This window comes from Rhodococcus sp. NPDC004095 (assembly GCF_053604015.1).
In genome coordinates this window covers 116,585-133,561 of sequence record NZ_JBSGGS010000005.1, presented here as the reverse complement: position 1 = coordinate 133,561, position 16,977 = coordinate 116,585, and the positions used below count along the sequence as shown (strand labels likewise).

The 16,977-nt window shown below is 69.1% G+C and carries 16 protein-coding genes and 2 tRNA genes; 9 read left to right on the top strand and 9 right to left on the bottom strand.

What is annotated here, in order from left to right; all coding sequences use genetic code 11:
• Positions 1–212: 212 nt before the first annotated feature.
• From ACWEPG_RS11295 to ACWEPG_RS11280, 4 genes are all read right to left on the bottom strand, one after another.
• Positions 213–875 carry an ATP-dependent Clp protease proteolytic subunit gene (locus ACWEPG_RS11295; protein ID WP_450112078.1) on the bottom strand — a complete coding sequence of 221 codons (663 nt, stop codon included), beginning with the start codon at positions 873–875 and terminating at the stop codon, positions 213–215.
• A 41-nt stretch (positions 876–916) separates the two neighbouring features.
• A complete protein-coding gene (locus ACWEPG_RS11290; RefSeq protein ID WP_450112077.1) occupies positions 917–1,546 on the bottom strand; it encodes an ATP-dependent Clp protease proteolytic subunit in 630 nt (209 codons plus the stop codon).
• A gap of 174 nt (positions 1,547–1,720) precedes the next feature.
• Positions 1,721–3,085, bottom strand: a complete 1,365-nt coding sequence (gene tig, locus ACWEPG_RS11285) for a trigger factor (protein ID WP_450112076.1) — start codon at positions 3,083–3,085, stop codon at positions 1,721–1,723.
• Between the two features lie 78 nt (positions 3,086–3,163).
• Positions 3,164–3,240 (bottom strand) — tRNA-Pro (locus ACWEPG_RS11280).
• A 153-nt stretch (positions 3,241–3,393) separates the two neighbouring features.
• Between ACWEPG_RS11280 and ACWEPG_RS11275 the strand changes: the two genes are divergently transcribed.
• A tRNA-Gly gene (locus ACWEPG_RS11275) sits at positions 3,394–3,467 on the top strand.
• A 16-nt stretch (positions 3,468–3,483) separates the two neighbouring features.
• On the opposite strand, the gene ACWEPG_RS11270 is transcribed toward ACWEPG_RS11275, so the two are convergent.
• On the bottom strand, positions 3,484–4,533 hold the full coding sequence (locus tag ACWEPG_RS11270) for an Lrp/AsnC family transcriptional regulator (protein WP_452594391.1): 1,050 nt from the start codon (positions 4,531–4,533) through the stop codon (positions 3,484–3,486).
• Positions 4,534–4,650: 117 nt separating this feature from the next.
• Here ACWEPG_RS11270 and ACWEPG_RS11265 point away from each other — a divergent pair, with 117 nt between their 5' ends.
• The 4 genes from ACWEPG_RS11265 to ACWEPG_RS11250 all read left to right on the top strand — a co-directional run bounded on the left by ACWEPG_RS11265 (position 4,651) and on the right by ACWEPG_RS11250 (position 9,104).
• Positions 4,651–6,003: a flavin-containing monooxygenase gene (locus ACWEPG_RS11265; protein WP_450112074.1), complete on the top strand. Its 1,353-nt coding sequence runs from the start codon at positions 4,651–4,653 to the stop codon at positions 6,001–6,003.
• Positions 5,990–6,922: a bile acid:sodium symporter family protein gene (locus tag ACWEPG_RS11260; RefSeq protein WP_450112073.1), complete on the top strand. Its 933-nt coding sequence runs from the start codon at positions 5,990–5,992 to the stop codon at positions 6,920–6,922. The genes ACWEPG_RS11265 and ACWEPG_RS11260 overlap by 14 nt, the downstream gene beginning before the upstream one ends.
• On the top strand, positions 6,919–7,875 hold the full coding sequence (locus ACWEPG_RS11255; RefSeq protein WP_450112072.1) for an SDR family oxidoreductase: 957 nt from the start codon (positions 6,919–6,921) through the stop codon (positions 7,873–7,875). The genes ACWEPG_RS11260 and ACWEPG_RS11255 overlap by 4 nt, the downstream gene beginning before the upstream one ends.
• Positions 7,876–7,967: 92 nt before the next feature.
• On the top strand, positions 7,968–9,104 hold the full coding sequence (locus ACWEPG_RS11250; protein WP_450112071.1) for a nitronate monooxygenase: 1,137 nt from the start codon (positions 7,968–7,970) through the stop codon (positions 9,102–9,104).
• 2 nt (positions 9,105–9,106) lie between these two features.
• Here the strand turns inward: ACWEPG_RS11250 and dinB are convergent, their stop codons facing one another.
• On the bottom strand, positions 9,107–10,342 hold the full coding sequence (gene dinB / locus ACWEPG_RS11245) for a DNA polymerase IV (RefSeq protein ID WP_450112070.1): 1,236 nt from the start codon (positions 10,340–10,342) through the stop codon (positions 9,107–9,109).
• A gap of 164 nt (positions 10,343–10,506) precedes the next feature.
• On the opposite strand from dinB, the gene ACWEPG_RS11240 reads away from it, so the two are divergent.
• Complete coding sequence (locus ACWEPG_RS11240) at positions 10,507–11,325, top strand: DUF1542 domain-containing protein (RefSeq protein WP_450112069.1); 819 nt, start codon at positions 10,507–10,509, stop codon at positions 11,323–11,325.
• Positions 11,326–11,377: 52 nt separating this feature from the next.
• On the opposite strand, the gene ACWEPG_RS11235 is transcribed toward ACWEPG_RS11240, so the two are convergent.
• Both ACWEPG_RS11235 and ACWEPG_RS11230 read right to left on the bottom strand, forming a co-directional pair.
• Positions 11,378–12,175 carry an Fpg/Nei family DNA glycosylase gene (locus tag ACWEPG_RS11235; RefSeq protein ID WP_450112068.1) on the bottom strand — a complete coding sequence of 266 codons (798 nt, stop codon included), beginning with the start codon at positions 12,173–12,175 and terminating at the stop codon, positions 11,378–11,380.
• A gap of 6 nt (positions 12,176–12,181) precedes the next feature.
• Positions 12,182–12,661 carry a ribose-5-phosphate isomerase gene (locus ACWEPG_RS11230; RefSeq protein WP_450112067.1) on the bottom strand — a complete coding sequence of 160 codons (480 nt, stop codon included), beginning with the start codon at positions 12,659–12,661 and terminating at the stop codon, positions 12,182–12,184.
• Positions 12,662–12,723: 62 nt separating this feature from the next.
• On the opposite strand from ACWEPG_RS11230, the gene ACWEPG_RS11225 reads away from it, so the two are divergent.
• Positions 12,724–13,605 carry a M48 family metallopeptidase gene (locus tag ACWEPG_RS11225; protein WP_450112066.1) on the top strand — a complete coding sequence of 294 codons (882 nt, stop codon included), beginning with the start codon at positions 12,724–12,726 and terminating at the stop codon, positions 13,603–13,605.
• Positions 13,606–13,670: 65 nt separating this feature from the next.
• Positions 13,671–14,849, top strand: coding sequence for an acyl-CoA dehydrogenase family protein (locus tag ACWEPG_RS11220; protein ID WP_450112065.1), 1,179 nt, complete (start codon positions 13,671–13,673; stop codon positions 14,847–14,849).
• Positions 14,850–14,919: 70 nt separating this feature from the next.
• Here the strand turns inward: ACWEPG_RS11220 and ACWEPG_RS11215 are convergent, their stop codons facing one another.
• Positions 14,920–15,543 (bottom strand): DsbA family oxidoreductase, encoded by a 624-nt coding sequence (locus ACWEPG_RS11215; protein WP_450112064.1) that lies wholly within the window; start codon positions 15,541–15,543, stop codon positions 14,920–14,922.
• 133 nt (positions 15,544–15,676) lie between these two features.
• Between ACWEPG_RS11215 and ACWEPG_RS11210 the strand changes: the two genes are divergently transcribed.
• A complete protein-coding gene (locus ACWEPG_RS11210; protein WP_450112063.1) occupies positions 15,677–16,909 on the top strand; it encodes an NAD(P)/FAD-dependent oxidoreductase in 1,233 nt (410 codons plus the stop codon).
• Positions 16,910–16,977 lie beyond the last annotated feature (68 nt).

Below are 16,977 nucleotides of genomic sequence, written 5' to 3'. Positions count from 1 at the left end.
TACGGGTGCTGACCGTTCCGGGCCGGCTGTTCGAGCTGCTGGTTGGGCTGATGTCGCGGGCCCTCGCCCGGCGCGGGCGAAACCCCTGACTGTGACCGTACCCGCCCAGCCGGAACGGGGTCGACTTGTTGACCGTGTTTCGCGCCGACCCGCCCTACCCGTTACAGGTCAGGGCGGGTCGGCACCAGTGCGTCACAACAGCGCGGAAGACGTCACTTCTGCGCGGAGAGCTTCCGGTAGGCCAGGACGTCGTCGATGATCCCGTACTCCTTGGCCTCGTCGGCCGTCAGGATCTTGTCGCGGTCGGTGTCCTTGCGGATCACCTGCGGGTCCTTGCCGGTGTGCCGGCCGAGGGTGTCCTCCATCAGGCGACGCATGCGCTCGATCTCCGCGGCCTGGATCTCGAGGTCCGAGACCTGGCCCTGGATGCCGCCGGTGGCCGGCTGGTGGATCAGCACCCGCGCGTTCGGCAGCGCGAGCCGCTTGCCCGGGGTGCCTGCCGCGAGCAGCACCGCCGCCGCCGACGCCGCCTGCCCGAGGCACACGGTGGTGATGTCCGCGCGCACGTACTGCATGGTGTCGTAGATCGCCATCAGCGCGGTGAACGAGCCACCGGGCGAGTTGATGTACATCGTGATGTCGCGGTCCGGATCCTGCGACTCGAGCACCAGCAGCTGCGCCATCAGGTCGTTCGCGGACACGTCGTCGACCTGGTTGCCCAGGAAGATGATCCGCTCCTCGAACAGCTTGTTGTACGGGTCGGAGGTCTTCACGCCGTAGCTGGTCTGCTCGGTGAACTGCGGCAGGATGTAGCGGGCCGACGGGCCGGCCGGGGCGGTGCCCGAGAGCGCGCGGGGGTTGTACAGGTTGGTCATCTGCTTCTCCAGGAAGGGTAGGGGCGTCGGACGGGCGGCGGCTAGTTGTTGCCGGTGCCGCCGGCCTGCCGCGCGCGGGAGATGACGTGGTCGACGAAGCCGTACTCCTTGGCCTCGGTCGCGGTGAACCAGCGGTCGCGGTCCGAATCCTCGGTGATCTGCTCGACCGTCTGACCGGTGTGCTCGGCGATCAGCTCGGCCATCTCACGCTTGGTGTGGGCGAACTGCTCGGCCATGATCGCGATGTCGGACGCGGTGCCCCCGATACCGGCGGACGGCTGGTGCATCATGATCCGCGCGTGCGGCAGGGCGTACCGCTTGCCCTTGGTGCCCGCGGACAACAGGAACTGCCCCATCGACGCGGCCAGGCCCATGCCGAAGGTCGCGATGTCGCACTCGGCGAACTGCATGGTGTCGAAGATCGCCATTCCTGCCGTCACCGAGCCACCCGGCGAGTTGATGTAGAGCGAGATGTCGCGCGTCGGGTCCTCGGCCGAGAGCAGCAGGATCTGGGCGCACAGCTTGTTCGCGATGTCGTCGTCGACCTGGGTACCGAGGAAGATGATGCGTTCACGGAGCAGCCGCTCGTACACCGAGTCGCTGAGGTTCAGACCTGACGTGGCCGAAGTCATGGCGGGGCCCTGCGAAGCCGCCGGGTTCTGTGAAGTCACGGTACCTGCCTTCTCGATCGCTGAGTTTGCTCGATCACTGGGGTTTCTCGATCGCCGGTTCTCGATCGCTCGAGTCGTCACGATCACTGAAACGTTGCTTCCTGACACAGACACTAACGAACAGGGACGGCCCCGGAGTCCCGGTGCCGCCCCTGTTCGCTGATGGCGTGAAAACTAGCTCTCGTCGGAGTCGGCCGACTCGTCTGTGCCGTCCTCGTCGGGGCTGCCGAACAGCTCCTTGGTGTCGACGGTGGCACCGGTGGTGTCGGTGACCGCGAACTTCTCCACGACCGTGGCCAGCGCCTTGCCGCGGCGCACGTCCGCGAACACCGCGCCGAGCTGACCGGCCTGCTGGATCTGCTGGATGAACTGATCCGGCGACATGCCGTACTGCTGCGCCTGGAAGAGGATCCGCTCGGTCAGCTCCTGCTGGCCGACGTTGGTGCCCTCGGCCTCGGCGATCGCGTCGAGCAGCAGCTGCGTCTTGACGGACTTCTCGGCGGCGGCCTTGGTGTCGTTGTCGAACTCCTCACGCGAGGAACCCTGCGCCTCGAGCAGCTCGCCGAGCTTGGCCTCGTCGTGGTCGAGCGCGTGGATCGCGTCGTGCAGCGCGGCGTCGACCTCCGCCTTGACGACGGCCTCGGGCAGCGGGACCTCGACGGTCTCGAGCAGCGTCTCGAGGACCTTGTCGCGGATCTGGCCGGCCTGCTCGACCTTCTTCACCCGGGCGACGCGCTCACGCAGATCCGCGTTCAGCTCCTCGAGGGTGTCGAACTCGCTGGCCATCTGGGCGAACTCGTCGTCGGCCTCGGGCAGCTCACGCTTCTTGACGGTGTCGACCTTCACGGTCACCACGGCCTCCTTGTCGGCGTGCTCGCCGGCAACCAGCTTGGTGGTGAACTCCTTCGACTCGCCGGCCTTGAGCCCGACGACGGCCTCGTCCAGGCCCTCGATGAGCTGGCCGGAGCCGACCTCGTGGGACAGGCCGGTGGTGGAAGCCTCCGGGACGTCCTCACCGTCGACGGTGGCGGACAGGTCGATGGAGACGAAGTCGCCCTCCTCGACGGCGCGGTCGACGCCAACCAGGGTGCCGAAACGCTGACGCAGCGACAGCAGCTGCTCGTCGACGGCCTCGTCGGTGACCTCGATCGGGTCGACCTCGACAGCGAGGGCCGAGAAGTCGGGCAGGGTGATCTCCGGGCGGACGTCGACCTCGGCGGTGAACGCGAGCTCCTGGCCGTCCTCGATCTTGGTGATCTCGATCTCGGGCTGGCCGATGACCTTGATCTCGCCGGCCGTCACGGCCTCGGTGTAGCGAGCGGGAAGCGCGTCGTTGACGACCTGCTCCAGGACGGCGCCGCGGCCGACACGGGCCTCGAGCAGCTTCGCCGGAGCCTTGCCCGGACGGAAGCCGGGGAGACGGATCTGCTGGGCGAGGGCCTTGTACGCCTTGTCGAAGTCGGGCTTGAGCTCCTCGAAGGGCACCTCGACGTTGATACGGACCCGCGTCGGGCTCAGCTGCTCGACGGTGCTCTTCACGGACATGCTCCTTCGTGTGGTCTATCCGGTCTGCGGGCACCCGGTCTTCGGATGCCCGCGTCTTCTTCATGTTGTCCCTGGTCGGGGTGACAGGATTCGAACCTGCGACCCTCCGCTCCCAAAGCGGATGCGCTACCAAGCTGCGCCACACCCCGTCCGTTCGCGAAGCACCGACACCGCGATCGAAACCGCGGCATCCGCACCGAGTGGGAATCCTACGACCACCCGATTGGCGAATCCAAAGCGAGGTTATGTACAGTCTCCAACGCAGACGGCAGTCATGGCGATCCCAAGATGTCGTGTGCTTCGGGGATGTAGCTCAATGGTAGAGCCCTAGTCTTCCAAACTAGCTACGCGGGTTCGATTCCCGTCATCCCCTCCAGCAGGGAGAAGGCCCGTCACCGTCGAGGTGACGGGCCTTCGTCGTTTCCCCACACGTCCGGCACCACCGAGCGCACCCGCCTGCCCCGCTCGTCGAGCACGTGCCCGAGCAGTTTGTGCAGACGCAGGACCACCGACCGGTCCCGAACCTCGAGATCCGGGTATCCGTCCGCGAGTCGCTGCTCGAACGCGCCGAGGTCGCCGACCGACCGGAGCCACACCTGGGCGACCAGGTTGTTCGGGCCGTGCAGGGCGAAGCAGTTGCGCACCTCCGGTTCGCGGCTGAGGCGCCGTCCGGTGTCCTCCAGTCCGGCGGGCGGCACCCGCCCCCAGAAGGTCGCGAGCACCGCGTATCCCGCTAGCGGGCGCGCGAACTCGCACCGCATGGTGACCAGTTCGAGTTGCAGCAGTCGGTCGAGTCGTCGCCGCGCGGCGGGTGCGCTGATCCCCACTCCGGCCGCGAGGTCGGTCAGCGACATCCGTCCGTCCTGCGAGAGCATCCGGAGCAACGCCCTGTCGGCCTGCGACATCGCGGGGGCACCCACTCCTCCCCCGGACCTGCGTGCGGCAGGCAGTGTGGAGCGTTCCTCCGGTCCGAGCGCGTTCAGGCGCCATCGACTTCCCTCGGTGAACCACTGCGTGATCAGCCGTGTCCGGACCGATTCGACGCCGTCGACCGCCGCGACGAATTCGAGCGCGAACCGGGACATCGCCGCGAGGTCGGGGGCGCCGGCCGTCACCAGCAGGTCGTCGTCGCCGCTCGCCCGCTCGACGGTGACCGCAAGGGTGTGGTCGAGCATCGCCTCGGCCACCGCGGTTCCCCGGTCCGGGCTGCACCTGATCTCGAGGAAGGCGGTGCAGAGTTGCCGGAACACGCTCGCGGCCGGCGACACCGTGATCCACGCGTTGCCCGCCCCGGCGAGCCGCTGCCACCGGCGGGCCAGGGTCACCGGGTCGAGGTCGAGCGCCCCGGCCAGCTGCGTCCACGACGCCCGCGGCGCGAGTTGGAGCGCGTTGATCAGCCGGAGGTCCGCCTCGTCGATGCTGCCGTCAGTTTCCTGCGTCATACCCAATTATTCTCACGGTTTCCTGCAAAACGTGGACACCGTCGCAGCGAACGGGACGATTCACCGACGCACCGAATCCGCGGATCCGGCCCATCGGCACGAAAGGCCCGGGTGATCATGTCCACACCACCGCCCACGAGCACCGACGACCGCTACGCGCTCATCGGAGCCGGACCGTCCGGCCTCGCCGCCGCCCGCAACCTGTCCCGGCTCGACATCGCGTTCGACGGATTCGAGTCGCACTCGGAGGTCGGTGGACTCTGGAACATCGACAACCCGCGCAGCACGGTCTACCACTCCGCACATCTCATCTCGTCGAAGACGACGACGCAGTTCACCGAGTTCCCGATGCCCGACAGCGCCGCCGACTATCCGGGACACTCCGAGTTGCGCGAGTACTTCGAGGCGTACGCGCTCCGGTTCGACCTGCATCGGCACTTCCGCTTCGGCACGACCGTGGTCCGCGTCGAACCCGACGGCGACCACTGGATGGTCGACACCGAGACCGACGGCCGCCGCACGACCGCCCGCTACCGCGGGGTGATCATCGCCAACGGCACCCTCTCCGAGCCGAATGTTCCGGCCTTCCCCGGCGCCTTCTCGGGCGAGGTCATGCACACCAGCGCCTACAAGGATCCCCGGATCTTCGACGGGAAGAGGGTGCTCGTGGTGGGGGCGGGCAACAGCGGCTGCGACATCGCCGTCGACGCCGTGCACCATGCCCGGTCGGTGGACCTCAGCGTCCGCCGCGGGTACCACTTCGTGCCGAAGTACGTGTTCGGGCGCCCCGCCGACACCGTTGGGGGCCGCGCGCAGTTGCCGCCCTGGCTCAAGCAACGCGTCGACGGGCGACTGCTGCGCATGTTCACCGGCGACCCCGTCCGGTTCGGATTCCCGGTGCCGGATCACCGGATCTACGAGTCGCACCCGGTCGTGAACTCGCTGATCCTGCACCACCTCGGACACGGCGACGTCACCATCCGCCGCGACATCGCCCGGTTCGACGGCACCGCCGTCCACTTCGTCGACGGAGACCGCCGCGACTACGACCTGGTGATGTGCGCGACCGGCTACCGGTTGCACTACCCGTTCATCGATCCCGAACACCTGGACTGGGCCGGTCGCGCCCCGTCTCTGTACCTGAACATCGCCTCGCGGCGGCATCGCAACCTCTTCGTGCTCGGCATGGTCGAGGCATCCGGCATCGGCTGGCAGGGTCGGCACGAGCAGGCCGAACTCGTCGCGAAGGTGATTCGCGCGCAGGACGAGTCCCCGCACGCCGCCGCCGAGTTCGCGGCCCGGGTGGCGGGACCGCGGCCGGATCTCAGCGGCGGCTATCGGTACCTCGAACTGGACCGGATGTCGTACTACGTGAACAAGGACGCGTACCGCCGCGCCGTCACCGAGCACATCGCGCGCCTGGACACCGCGGCCGTCGTCCCGAAGGGAGCCGATCATGCCGATCGATGACGTGGTGCTGAACTTCAACCCGACGTCGCTGACCCTGCTCAACGTCGTCCTCGCCGCGATCATGTTCGGGATCGCCCTCGACACCACGGTCGACGACTTCCGCGCCGCTCTGCGGATGCCACGCGCGATGGCCGTCGGCATCACCGCGCAGTTCCTGCTGCTCCCCGCGGTGACCTACCTGCTCACGCTGGCACTGAATCCGCCGCCGTCGGTCGCGCTCGGCATGATCCTGGTCGCGTGCTGCCCACCCGGCAACATCTCCAACGTGCTCACGCACCGCGCGAAGGGCAACGTCGCCCTGTCGGTGTCGATGACCGGCATCTCGAACGTGCTCGCGATCTTCCTGATGCCGCTCAACATCGCCTTCTGGGGCAGCCGGCAGGCCGAGACCGACGCGTTGTTGCGCTCGGTCTCGCTGAGCCCGGCCGCGATGCTCGCCGACATCGCCCTGATCATCGGTGTCCCGTTCGCCCTCGGTCTGCTGCTGGCGAACCGGCGGCCGGGCTGGGCGGCCGCGGCCGAACCCTGGGTCAAGAACCTCTCGTTGCTCGCACTGCTTGTGTTCATCGCCGCCGCGCTCGCCGGGAACTTCTCCGTCTTCGCCGCGCACATCGGGGTCGTCCTGGTCGCGGTGTTCCTTCACGACGCGGCGGCCCTGGCGCTCGGCTATCTGTGCGGGACCGCGACCGGACTCGACGAGTACAGCCGGCGGGCGGTGACGTTCGAGGTCGGCGTCCGCAATGCCGGGCTCGGCCTGGGCCTGGTGTTCACGTTCTTCGACGGCCTCGGTGGCATGGCCATCGTGGCCGGCTGGTGGGGCATCTGGGACATCGTCGCCGGGCTCGTCCTGGCGAGCGCGTGGGCGCGACGTCGCACCACGAACAGGGACACCACGAACAAGGAAGGGGTTCCGGCATGACCGTGACTGTCACGGGCGGTAGCGGATTTCTCGGGCGGTCGGTGGTTCGCGGGCTCCGCGACGCCGGCGCGCAGGTGATCAGCGTGGACCTGCGCCCGCCCGCCGAGCAACTGGACGGCGTCGTCTACCGAACCGCCGACGTGTGCGACCCGGCGTCGCTGACCGCGACGCTGACCGAACACCCCAGCACGGCTGTCGTTCACCTGGCCTCCATCGTCAACCCCGGCAGGTCGACGACCCGCGAGCAGGAGTACCGCGTCGACGTCGACGGCTCGCGCAACGTCCTCGAGGCGTGCGTGGCACACGGCGTCCGGCGGATCGTCGTGTCCTCCAGCGGGGCCGCGTACGGCTACCACGCCGACAATCCACCCTGGATCACCGAGGTCACGCCGCTGCGCGGCAACGACAGCTTCGCCTACAGCCGGCACAAGCGTCTCGTCGAGGAGATGCTCGCCGAGTACCGACGCGACCATCCCCACCTGGAGCAGACGGTGTTCCGGATCGGCACCATTCTCGGTGCCGACGTGGACAACCAGATCACCGCGCTGTTCGACAAGAAGCGGCTGCTCAAGATCCGCGGCAGCGACAGTCCGTTCGTCTTCGTCTGGGACGAGGACGTCTCGGCCGCGATGGTGCAGGCCGTCACCGGCACCCGCACCGGGATCTTCAACGTCGCCGGGGACGGCGCGATGACGATCGACGAGATCGCCGAGACACTGGGCAAGCCCACGCTCGCGGTCCCGGCGGCCGCGGTCCGCGCGGGGCTGGCCGTCGGCAACGCGCTGGGGCTGACCGTGCACGGACCGGAACAGACGAAGTTCCTGCAGTACCGTCCCGTGCTCAAGAACGACCGCCTCAAGTGCGTCTTCGGATACACGCCGCGGTACACGACCAGGGAGGCGTTCGCGGCGTGGCGGGCGGCGCGCGCCGGACGGACCCTGGCAGTCGACTGAGAACGATGCGCAGACCGCCCCAATCCGGAAGCCGCTCCACTTAAGGTGGAACATGTTTCAGTCTGCCATCCGCCTCAGTGAAGGAATGTCGTATGCACACCCCGCTTTGCGACGAACTCGGCATCGAGTTCCCCATCTTCGCGTTCACCCACTGCCGTGACGTCGTCGTCGCCGTGAGCAAGGCCGGCGGCTTCGGCGTGCTCGGCGCGGTCGGGTTCACTCCCGAGGAGCTCGAGATCGAACTGAAGTGGATCGATGAGCACATCGGCGACCACCCGTACGGCGTCGACATCGTCATCCCGAACAAGTACGAGGGCATGGACTCGAACCTGTCCGCCGACGAGCTCACGAAGATGCTCCAGTCGATGGTGCCGCAGTCCACCCTCGAGTTCGGACGCAAGATCCTCACCGACCACGGCGTGCCCCTGCCCGACGACGGCAGCGAGAACGCGTTGCAGCTTCTCGGCTGGACCGAGGCCACGGCGACCCCGCAGGTCGAGGTCGCGCTGCAGCACCCGAAGGTCACGCTGATCGCGAACGCCCTCGGCACGCCGCCTGCCGACATGATCAAGCACATCCACGACGCGGGCCGCAAGGTCGCGGCGCTGTGCGGCTCGCCGTACCAGGCCCGCAAGCACGCGGACGCCGGCGTCGACATCATCATCGCGCAGGGCGGCGAGGGTGGCGGCCACTGCGGCGAGGTCGGCTCGATCGTGCTGTGGCCGCAGGTCGTCAAGGAGGTCGCACCGGTTCCGGTGCTCGCCGCGGGCGGCATCGGCAGCGGTCAGCAGATCGCCGCGGCGCTGGCCCTGGGCGCCCAGGGCGCCTGGTCCGGCTCGCAGTGGCTGATGGTCGAGGAGGCCGAGAACACCACGGTCCAGCAGCAGGCGTACATCGACGCCTCCAGCCGCGACACGGTCCGCAGCCGCTCGTTCACGGGGAAGCCGTGCCGCATGCTGCGGAACGACTGGACCGAGGCGTGGGAGACGGAGGGCAACCCGGAGCCGCTCGGCATGCCGCTGCAGTACATGGTGTCCGGGATGGCCGTCGCAGCCACCCACAAGTACCCGGACGAGACCGTCGACGTCGCATTCAACCCGGTCGGCCAGGTCGTCGGCCAGTTCACCAAGGTCGAGAAGACCTCCGCGGTGATCGAGCGGTGGGTGCAGGAGTACCTCGAGGCCACCGGCACCCTCGAGCAGCTCAACGAGGCGGCCGCGAACGCCTGATGTCAGTCGGGAAGGATCGGGACGCTCTGGCCCCGATCCTTCCCGAGCAGCGCGGCCCGTGTGACGGCCACCGCGCCGAAGCGATCCCGCACCGAGTCGAGTGCGGTGTCGAGGGCGGTGACGTCCCGCGACGCCCGCTCGGGCGCCCCGACCCCGGCGTCGAACGGCAGCGCCAGCTGCTCGGCGCCCTCGCGGTCGAGATTGGTCAGTGCGACCCCGATCAGCGTCAGCCCCTGACCGAGGATCAGCGGCCGCGCCTGGTCGAGCAGGGCCCGCACCGCCGACAGGATCGTCTCGGTGCGCGCCGTCGCCTGCGGCAGCGTGAACGAGCGGGTGGCTCGGGTGAAGTCCGCGAACCGCATCCGCACCACCACGGTGCGGCAGACCCGGCCTGCTCGGCGCAGTCGACGGGTGACGCGGTCGACCAGTGCCGCGGCGAGGACGTCGATCTCATCCTGGGATCGCGGCCGGCGCCCGAGGGCGTGCTGGGCGCCGATGGAGCGTCGCCGGGCGCCCGTCTGCACGCGGCGCGGGTCCCGCGCCCAGGCCAACGCGTGCAGGTGTCGTCCCGCCGCCTGCCCCACCACGGCGGCGAGCTCGCGTTCCGGTAGGGCCGCCATCTGCCCCACCGTGGCGATGCCGTAATCGCGGAGCTTGCGTGACGTCACCGCACCGACACCCCACAACCGCTCGACCGGCAGCGGGTGCAGGAACTCGAGCTCACGATCCGGAGGGACGAGCAGCAACCCGTCCGGTTTGCCGACGGCGCTGGCCACCTTGGCGAGGAACTTGGTGCGGGCGATCCCGACGGTGATCGGCAGCCCGACCTGTTCACGGACCTCACGCCGGAGCCGGGTGGCAATCTCGACCGGAGTGCCGGACACCCGGCGCAGGCCCCCGACATCGAGGAAGGCCTCGTCGATCGAGATGCCCTCCACCAGCGGGGTGGTGTTCCGGAATACCTCGAACACGGCCTTGCTTGCCTCGGCGTACGCCTTCATCCGAGGCCGCACGACCACGGCCTGCGGGCACAGCCGCAGCGCCTGGGCACCGTTGCTCGGGGTCCGCACACCGAAGGCCTTGGCCTCGTAGCTGGCGGCGAGGACCACCCCGCCGCCGACGATCACCGGCCTTCCGCGGAGCGACGGGTCGTCCCGCTGCTCGACCGACGCGTAGAAGGCGTCGAGATCGGCGTGCAGGATCGACGCCTCATGCGCTTCGGGGTTGGACACGAACACATGTTCGCATCGGCCACCGACAACTCCGGCGTTTCACGATAGGAGAACAGGAGGCGGTGTCGAATCACCGGTATCCTGTGATTGTCCGATTTGTCCCTGTGCTCGAATCATCGCCCCGCCGCGTTCGAAAGCGTGTCGGGCCTGGTTCGACTGGAAGGTCTCGCGTGGAACTCCTCCTGATCCTCGTCGTCCTCGGCGCCGTCGTCTACCTGGTCATGAAGAGCCAGAAGAAGACCGCCGGGCACACCGCAAACCAACTCGAGGACGCCAAGGCCGACGCCCGGCAGTCGATCGAGCGGCTCGGCGGGCAGGTCTACAACCTGACCGGCACCGACGACGCCTCCAAGCAGGCGCTCGCCGACGCCTCCGAGCGCTACACCGCGGCAGGCTCGCAGATCGAGCAGGCCAACACCCCGGCACAGGCACGCCTCGCCAAGCAGACCGCGCTCGAGGGCCTCTACTACATCCGCGCCGCACGAACCGCGATGGGCATGGACCCCGGCCCCGAGGTGCCAAGCATCGACGGTCAGAAGTCCGCGGGCCAGGTCACCGAGGACCGGCAGATCGAGTTCGAGGGCCGGCAGGTCTCGGCCTCGCCGAACCCGTCCGCGGCCACCCCGAACTACTACCCCGGCGGTCGGGTTGCCGGCCGCCCGGTCCCGGCCGGCTGGTACTCCGAGCCGTGGTGGAAGCCGGCGCTGGTCGCCGGCGCGTGGGGTCTGGGCTCGATGATGCTGTTCTCCGCGATGTTCAGCGGCATGTCCGGCGTCCCGTATGACGCCCAGGCGTTCGAGAACGGCTACGGCGACGGCTACCAGGACGGACTGGAGGCCGGCGGCGGCGACGGTGGCGACATGGGCGGTGACGCCGGTGGCGACATGGGCGGCGACGCCGGTGGCGACTGGGGCGGAGACATGGGCGGCGGCGACTGGGGCGGCGGCGGCTTCGACGGCGGCGGTTTCGACGGCGGCTTCGACTTCTGAGTCACGAACAACGGCAGCGGCCCGGGTCCTCGGACCCGGGCCGCTGTGTGCGTCAGGCGGGCTGACAGGTCGGGCACCAGAAGAGGTTGCGGCCCTTCATGACCGCGTGCAGGACGGGCGTACCGCACACCCGACACGACTCCCCCACGCGCCGGTAGACGTAGGTCCGCGGCCGGTCCACCGCGTAGGCAGGCGCACCGTTGTCGTGTTCGGGACGCACCACGTGCATCACTCCGGCGTCCACGCCGACGGCCATCAGCGCGACCAGGTCGGCCCAGATCTCGTCCCACTCGCCGCGACTCATCTTCGACCCGGGCCGCTCGGGGTGGATGCCGTGCCGGAAGAGGACCTCGGCGCGGTACACGTTGCCGACACCGGCGAGCACCGCCTGATCCATCAGCAACGACCCGATCGCGGTCTGGGACTTGGAGATCCGGCGCCAGGCCCGGTCTGGGTCGGCATCGGAACGCAGAGGGTCGGGGCCGAGTCTGCTTTCGAGAGCGCGCAATTGGGGCTCGTCGTAGATCTCACAGGCCGTCGGGCCTCGGAGGTCGGTGCCGATGTCGGCACCGGCCATGCGCATCCGCACCTGCCCGACCGGCTCACCCATCGGCAGTGGCAGGTCGGTGAACTTGCCGTACAGGCCCAGGTGCACGTGCACGATCCGGCCGCCCTCGTAGTGGTGGAGCAGGTGCTTCCCGACGGCCTCGGCCCGTTCGAGGACGCGCCCGTCGACGGCTGCCGCGCCGGCCTCGAACCGGCCCTGCGGGCTGGACACACGAACGGGAGCACCGGCGAAGTGTCGCTGGTGCTCCCGCGCGAGTCGATGGAGGGTGTGCCCCTCGGGCATGCGTGTTTAGTTCTCGGCGCCCGGGACGGCGGGGGCGACGCCGGTGCGCTCGTACTCGGCGAGGATGTCGATGCGACGCTGGTGGCGCTCCTCCTCCGACCACGGGGTCGCGAGGAACGCGTCGACGATCGCGAGCGCCTCCTCGACCGAGTGCATGCGGCCGCCGATTCCGATCAGCTGGGCGTTGTTGTGCTGACGCGCGAGCTGCGCGGTCTCGACACTCCACGCCAGCGCGCAGCGGGCGCCGGGCACCTTGTTCGCCGCGATCTGCTCGCCGTTACCACTGCCACCGAGCACGATGCCGAGGCTGCCCTCGTCCTCGACGACGCGGCGCGCGGCGTCGATGCAGAACGCCGGGTAGTCGTCGAGGGCGTCGTATTCGTGCGCCCCGCAGTCGATGGCCTCGTGCCCGTTCGCGATCAGATGGTCCTTGATGGTGTTCTTGAGCTCGAAGCCGGCGTGGTCGGCACCCAGGTATACGCGCATGGCCCAATTCTGACAGGTCTGCAACCGGGCGAACGAGGCGCCCACGCCTACAGTCGGAACACATGGAGCAGTACACGCCCGCACCGGGACACGCACCCATGCCCCCGATTGCGCCGGGTTTCCCACCGCCGCAAGTGGTTCCGCCCCGCGGACTGTCTCCGTGGGGGATGCCGGCCCGGCACCGGTTCGAGAATCCGCTGCTCGTCCTCGCGGTCGGGGTCACCGCAATCGCATACCTGACGGCGCTCGGCATGCTGCTGAGCGGCAGTCTCGACTACGTGGCGACGCTCCTGCTGGCGGCCCCGGTTCTGGTGTACCTCGCACGGGGTCGGATGTACGCGGCGCAGCGTGTCAACGGCGTGAAGATGTCGCCGACACAGTTCCCCGACGGATACCGGATGCTCGTCGACGCCGCGGCTCGCTTCGGCATGGCCGAGGTGCCGGACGGCTACGTCGTTCTCGGGAACGGCCAGATCAACGCGTTCGCCTCCGGACACGGGTTCCGTCGGTACGTGGTGGTCTACAGCGACCTGTTCGAGGTCGGCGGGCAGGCCCGCAACCCGGAGGCCCTGGCGTTCATCATCGGCCACGAGGTGGGGCACATCGCTGCGGGGCACGCCTCCTACTGGCGTCAGCTCGGGATGTTCGCGTCGAACTACATCCCGGTGCTCGGCTCGGCGCTCTCACGGGCGCAGGAGTACACGGCCGACAACCACGGCCTGTGCTACCGGCCCGACGGCGCCGCCGGGGCGATCGGGGTCATGGGCGCAGGCAAGTACCTGCTGGGACTGGTCGGCTTCCACGAGATGGCCGACCGCGCACGCACCGAGACCGGATTCTTCCCCTGGCTGGTGAACCTGCTCGCCGGCCATCCGGTGCTCACCTGGCGGGCAAGCGCACTCCGGGACCGGTCCCGGCACGGGCGAGTGTTCTTTCGCCCCTAACCAACTAGAACGTGTTCTAGTATTCCGGAGGAAGCGGACCACCGACGTCAGAGATGAGGGAAGTCATGGGGCAGGTCCTGGATCGGATCGAGCAGTACGCGGACGAGATCCGCGCGGACGGTGTCGAGGGCGACAAGCTGATGCGCCTGACCGACGCCAGCGCCAAGCGGTTGAAGGATGCCGGCGTGATCCGGATGCTGCAGCCGAAGAGTCACGGGGGCCTGGAGGTGCACCCGCGGGAGTTCGCCGAGACCGCGATGGCGATCGGCGCGATGGACGGCGCCACCGGCTGGGTCAGCGGCATCGTGGGCGTGCACCCGTGGGAGATGGCGTTCTTCGATCCAAAGGCGCAGGAGGAGGTCTGGGGTCAGGACCAGGACACCTGGATCGCGTCACCGTACGCGCCGATGGGTGTCGCGGTGCCGACCGACGGTGGCTACATCCTCAACGGCCGCTGGTCGTTCTCCTCGGGTACCGACCACTGCCAGTGGGTGATGATCGGCGCGATGGTCGGCGATCAGAACGGCAAGCCGCAGATGCCGCCGAAGATCCTGCACGTGCTGCTGCCGCGCAGCGACTACGAGATCGACCAGGACAGCTGGGACGTCGTGGGCCTGCGAGGCACCGGCAGCAAGGACCTGATCGTCAAGAACGCATTCCTTCCCGAGCACCGGACCATCGACTCCGCGACGGTGTACGACGGCACCGCGCCGAAGAACGCCGGCCGGCCCGAGACGCTGTACAACTTCCCGTTCTCGTGCATCTTCCCGCTCGGCATCACCTCCTCGCTGATCGGCATCGCCGAGGGCGCCCTGGCGATCCACATCGCCACGCAGAAGAACCGGGTGGCGATCACCGGCGTGCCGATCAAGGAGGATCCGCACGTGCTGTTCGCGATCGGTGAGGCGGCCGCGGAGATCGCTGCTTCCCGCGCCGCGATCCTGGAGACGGTGGACCGCTTCTGGGACATCACCGACAGCGGCAAGGAGGTCACCTTCGAGCAGCGGGCCGTCGGCAGGCGCACCCAGACCGCCGCCGCGTGGCGTGCGGTGCGGGCAGTGGACGAGATCTTCGCCCGTTCCGGTGGCGGCGCGCTGCAGAACAAGCTGCCGCTGCAGCGGTTCTGGCGCGACGCGCACGCGGGCCTGTCACACGCGATCCACGTGCCGGGCTCGATCTTCTACGCGTCCGCGCTCACCGAGCTCGGTGGCGAGCCGCAGGGCATCCACCGCTCGATGATCTAGGCGGCCGCGCCACCTGTGCGCGCTTCCGGTAGCCCTGGCCACCGGAAGCGCGCACGGGCGCGAAGCGCCGCTACTCGAAGGACGGGCCCTCGGTGCGGGTGCGCTTGAGCTCGAAGAAGTGCGGGTAGGACGCCATCGCGACGACGCCGTCCCAGACCCGGCCGGCGTCCTCGCCGCGCGGGATCCGCGAGAGCACCGGACCGAAGAACGCCACGCCGTTGACGTGGATCGTCGGGGTACCGACGTCGTCGCCCACCGCGTCCATACCCGCCTTGTGGCTCGCGCGCAGCGCCTCGTCGTGGACGTCGGTGTCGGCGGCGGATGCCAGGTCGGCGGGCAGCCCGACCTCGGCGAGGGACTCGGCGATCACCACACCGAAGTCCTTGTTGCCCTCGTTGTGGATCCGGGTGCCCATCGCGGTGTACAGCGGGCGGAGCACCTCGTCCCCGTGTGCCTGCGCGGCGGCGATCGCGACGCGGACCGGGCCCCACGCCTTCTCCATCATCGCGCGGTACTCCTCCGGGAGGTCCTTGCCCTCGTTGAGCACCGCGAGGCTCATCACGTGGAACCGGGCGTCGATGTCGCGAACCTTCTCCACCTCGAGAATCCAGCGCGAGGTGATCCAGCACCACGGGCACAGCGGGTCGAACCAGAAATCGGCGGTGTCCTTCTGCAGGCTCTCGCTCACGCGCATCTCCATCACTCGTCGGTGGGAACAGTCGTCCTGTGGGATCAACCAACACCTGCCGCGTTTGCTTCCCGCCCACCGCGGCCGGGCAGTACGGTCGACAGGTACGGACGTACCCGCGGACCCCGGAGGGTGACCGATGTCAACGAGCCGGACCTTTGCCATCGTCGGCGGTGGGCTCGCCGGCGCCAAACTCGCACAGGCACTGCGAGAGAAGGACTTCGACGGCCGGATCGTTCTGTTCTGCGCGGAGGAGCACCTGCCGTACGAGCGGCCGCCGCTGTCGAAGGACCACCTGATCGGCGGCAAGCCACTCGCCGACTTCACCGTGCACCCCTCCGACTGGTACCGCGACCACCACATCGACCTGCGCCTGGGCACCACCGTCACCGCACTCGACCCCGCGGCCCACACCGTCACGCTCCCCGACGGCAGCACCGTTCACTACGACAAGGCGGCGCTGGCCACCGGTTCCCGACCGCGACGGCCCCCGATCCCCGGCTCCGGCGCCGACGGAGTGCACTTCCTGCGCACCGTGGACGAGTCCGACGCGCTCCTCGCGACACTGCGGCACGGCGCTCGGCTGGTGATCGTCGGTGCCGGATGGATCGGCCTCGAGGTCGCCGCGGCCGCCCGCGGACACGGCGCCATGGTGACCGTGGTGGAGACCGCGCCGCTCCCGCTGCTGGGGGCGCTCGGTCCCGAGATGGGGACCCTGTTCGCCGAACTGCACCGCGAGCACGGTGTCGACCTGCGCCTCGAGAGCGCGGTGGACGCCGTCGTCGTCGCCGGCGGGCGCGCCACCGGGGTGCGCCTGGGCACCGGCGAGGTGGTCGATGCGGACGCAGTGCTGGTCGCGGTCGGCGCGCAACCGAACGTCGAACTCGCCGAGAGCGCCGGTCTGGCCGTCGACGGGGGCGTCCTCGTCGACGCGTCCCTGACCACCAGCGACCCCGATGTCGTCGCGATCGGCGACATCGCCGCCCAGCAGCACCCGGTGCTCGGCGCCCGGATCCGCGTCGAGCACTGGGCCAACGCCCTCAACCAGCCTGCGGTCGCGGCCGCGACGATGCTCGGGCACCCGGCCGAGTACACGAACCTGCCGTACTTCTTCACCGACCAGTACGAACTGGGCATGGAGTACGTCGGGTACGCCCCGCACGGGTATGCGCGGGTGGCGGTCCGTGGTGACGCCGCCCGGCACGAGTTCGTCGCGTTCTGGCTCGACGGGGACAACCGGGTGCTGGCGGGAATGAACGTCAACGTCTGGGACGTCACCGACGACGTCAAGGAACTCGTCGGCTCCCGGCAGCCCGTGGACGTCGATCGATTGACCGATCCGGCGGTCGCGCTGGACGACGTCTTCGGGTGAGCGGTCGATCGCGTCGCCCGCGCGTGATGGGATAGGGGTCGTCCGTTACCGAATCCAATCCCGAGGAG

Bases quoted from the DNA above. Each gene is read 5' to 3' on its own strand.
- ACWEPG_RS11295 (WP_450112078.1), bottom strand. From the start codon at position 875: ATGACCAACCTGTACAACCCCCGCGCGCTCTCGGGCACCGCCCCGGCC.
- ACWEPG_RS11270 (WP_452594391.1), bottom strand. From the start codon at position 4,533: ATGACGCAGGAAACTGACGGCAGCATCGACGAGGCGGACCTCCGGCTG.
- ACWEPG_RS11265 (WP_450112074.1), top strand. From the start codon at position 4,651: ATGTCCACACCACCGCCCACGAGCACCGACGACCGCTACGCGCTCATC.
- ACWEPG_RS11260 (WP_450112073.1), top strand. From the start codon at position 5,990: ATGCCGATCGATGACGTGGTGCTGAACTTCAACCCGACGTCGCTGACC.
- ACWEPG_RS11255 (WP_450112072.1), top strand. From the start codon at position 6,919: ATGACCGTGACTGTCACGGGCGGTAGCGGATTTCTCGGGCGGTCGGTG.
- ACWEPG_RS11250 (WP_450112071.1), top strand. From the start codon at position 7,968: ATGCACACCCCGCTTTGCGACGAACTCGGCATCGAGTTCCCCATCTTC.
- ACWEPG_RS11235 (WP_450112068.1), bottom strand. From the start codon at position 12,175: ATGCCCGAGGGGCACACCCTCCATCGACTCGCGCGGGAGCACCAGCGA.
- ACWEPG_RS11230 (WP_450112067.1), bottom strand. From the start codon at position 12,661: ATGCGCGTATACCTGGGTGCCGACCACGCCGGCTTCGAGCTCAAGAAC.
- ACWEPG_RS11225 (WP_450112066.1), top strand. From the start codon at position 12,724: ATGGAGCAGTACACGCCCGCACCGGGACACGCACCCATGCCCCCGATT.
- ACWEPG_RS11220 (WP_450112065.1), top strand. From the start codon at position 13,671: ATGGGGCAGGTCCTGGATCGGATCGAGCAGTACGCGGACGAGATCCGC.
- ACWEPG_RS11215 (WP_450112064.1), bottom strand. From the start codon at position 15,543: ATGCGCGTGAGCGAGAGCCTGCAGAAGGACACCGCCGATTTCTGGTTC.
- ACWEPG_RS11210 (WP_450112063.1), top strand. From the start codon at position 15,677: ATGTCAACGAGCCGGACCTTTGCCATCGTCGGCGGTGGGCTCGCCGGC.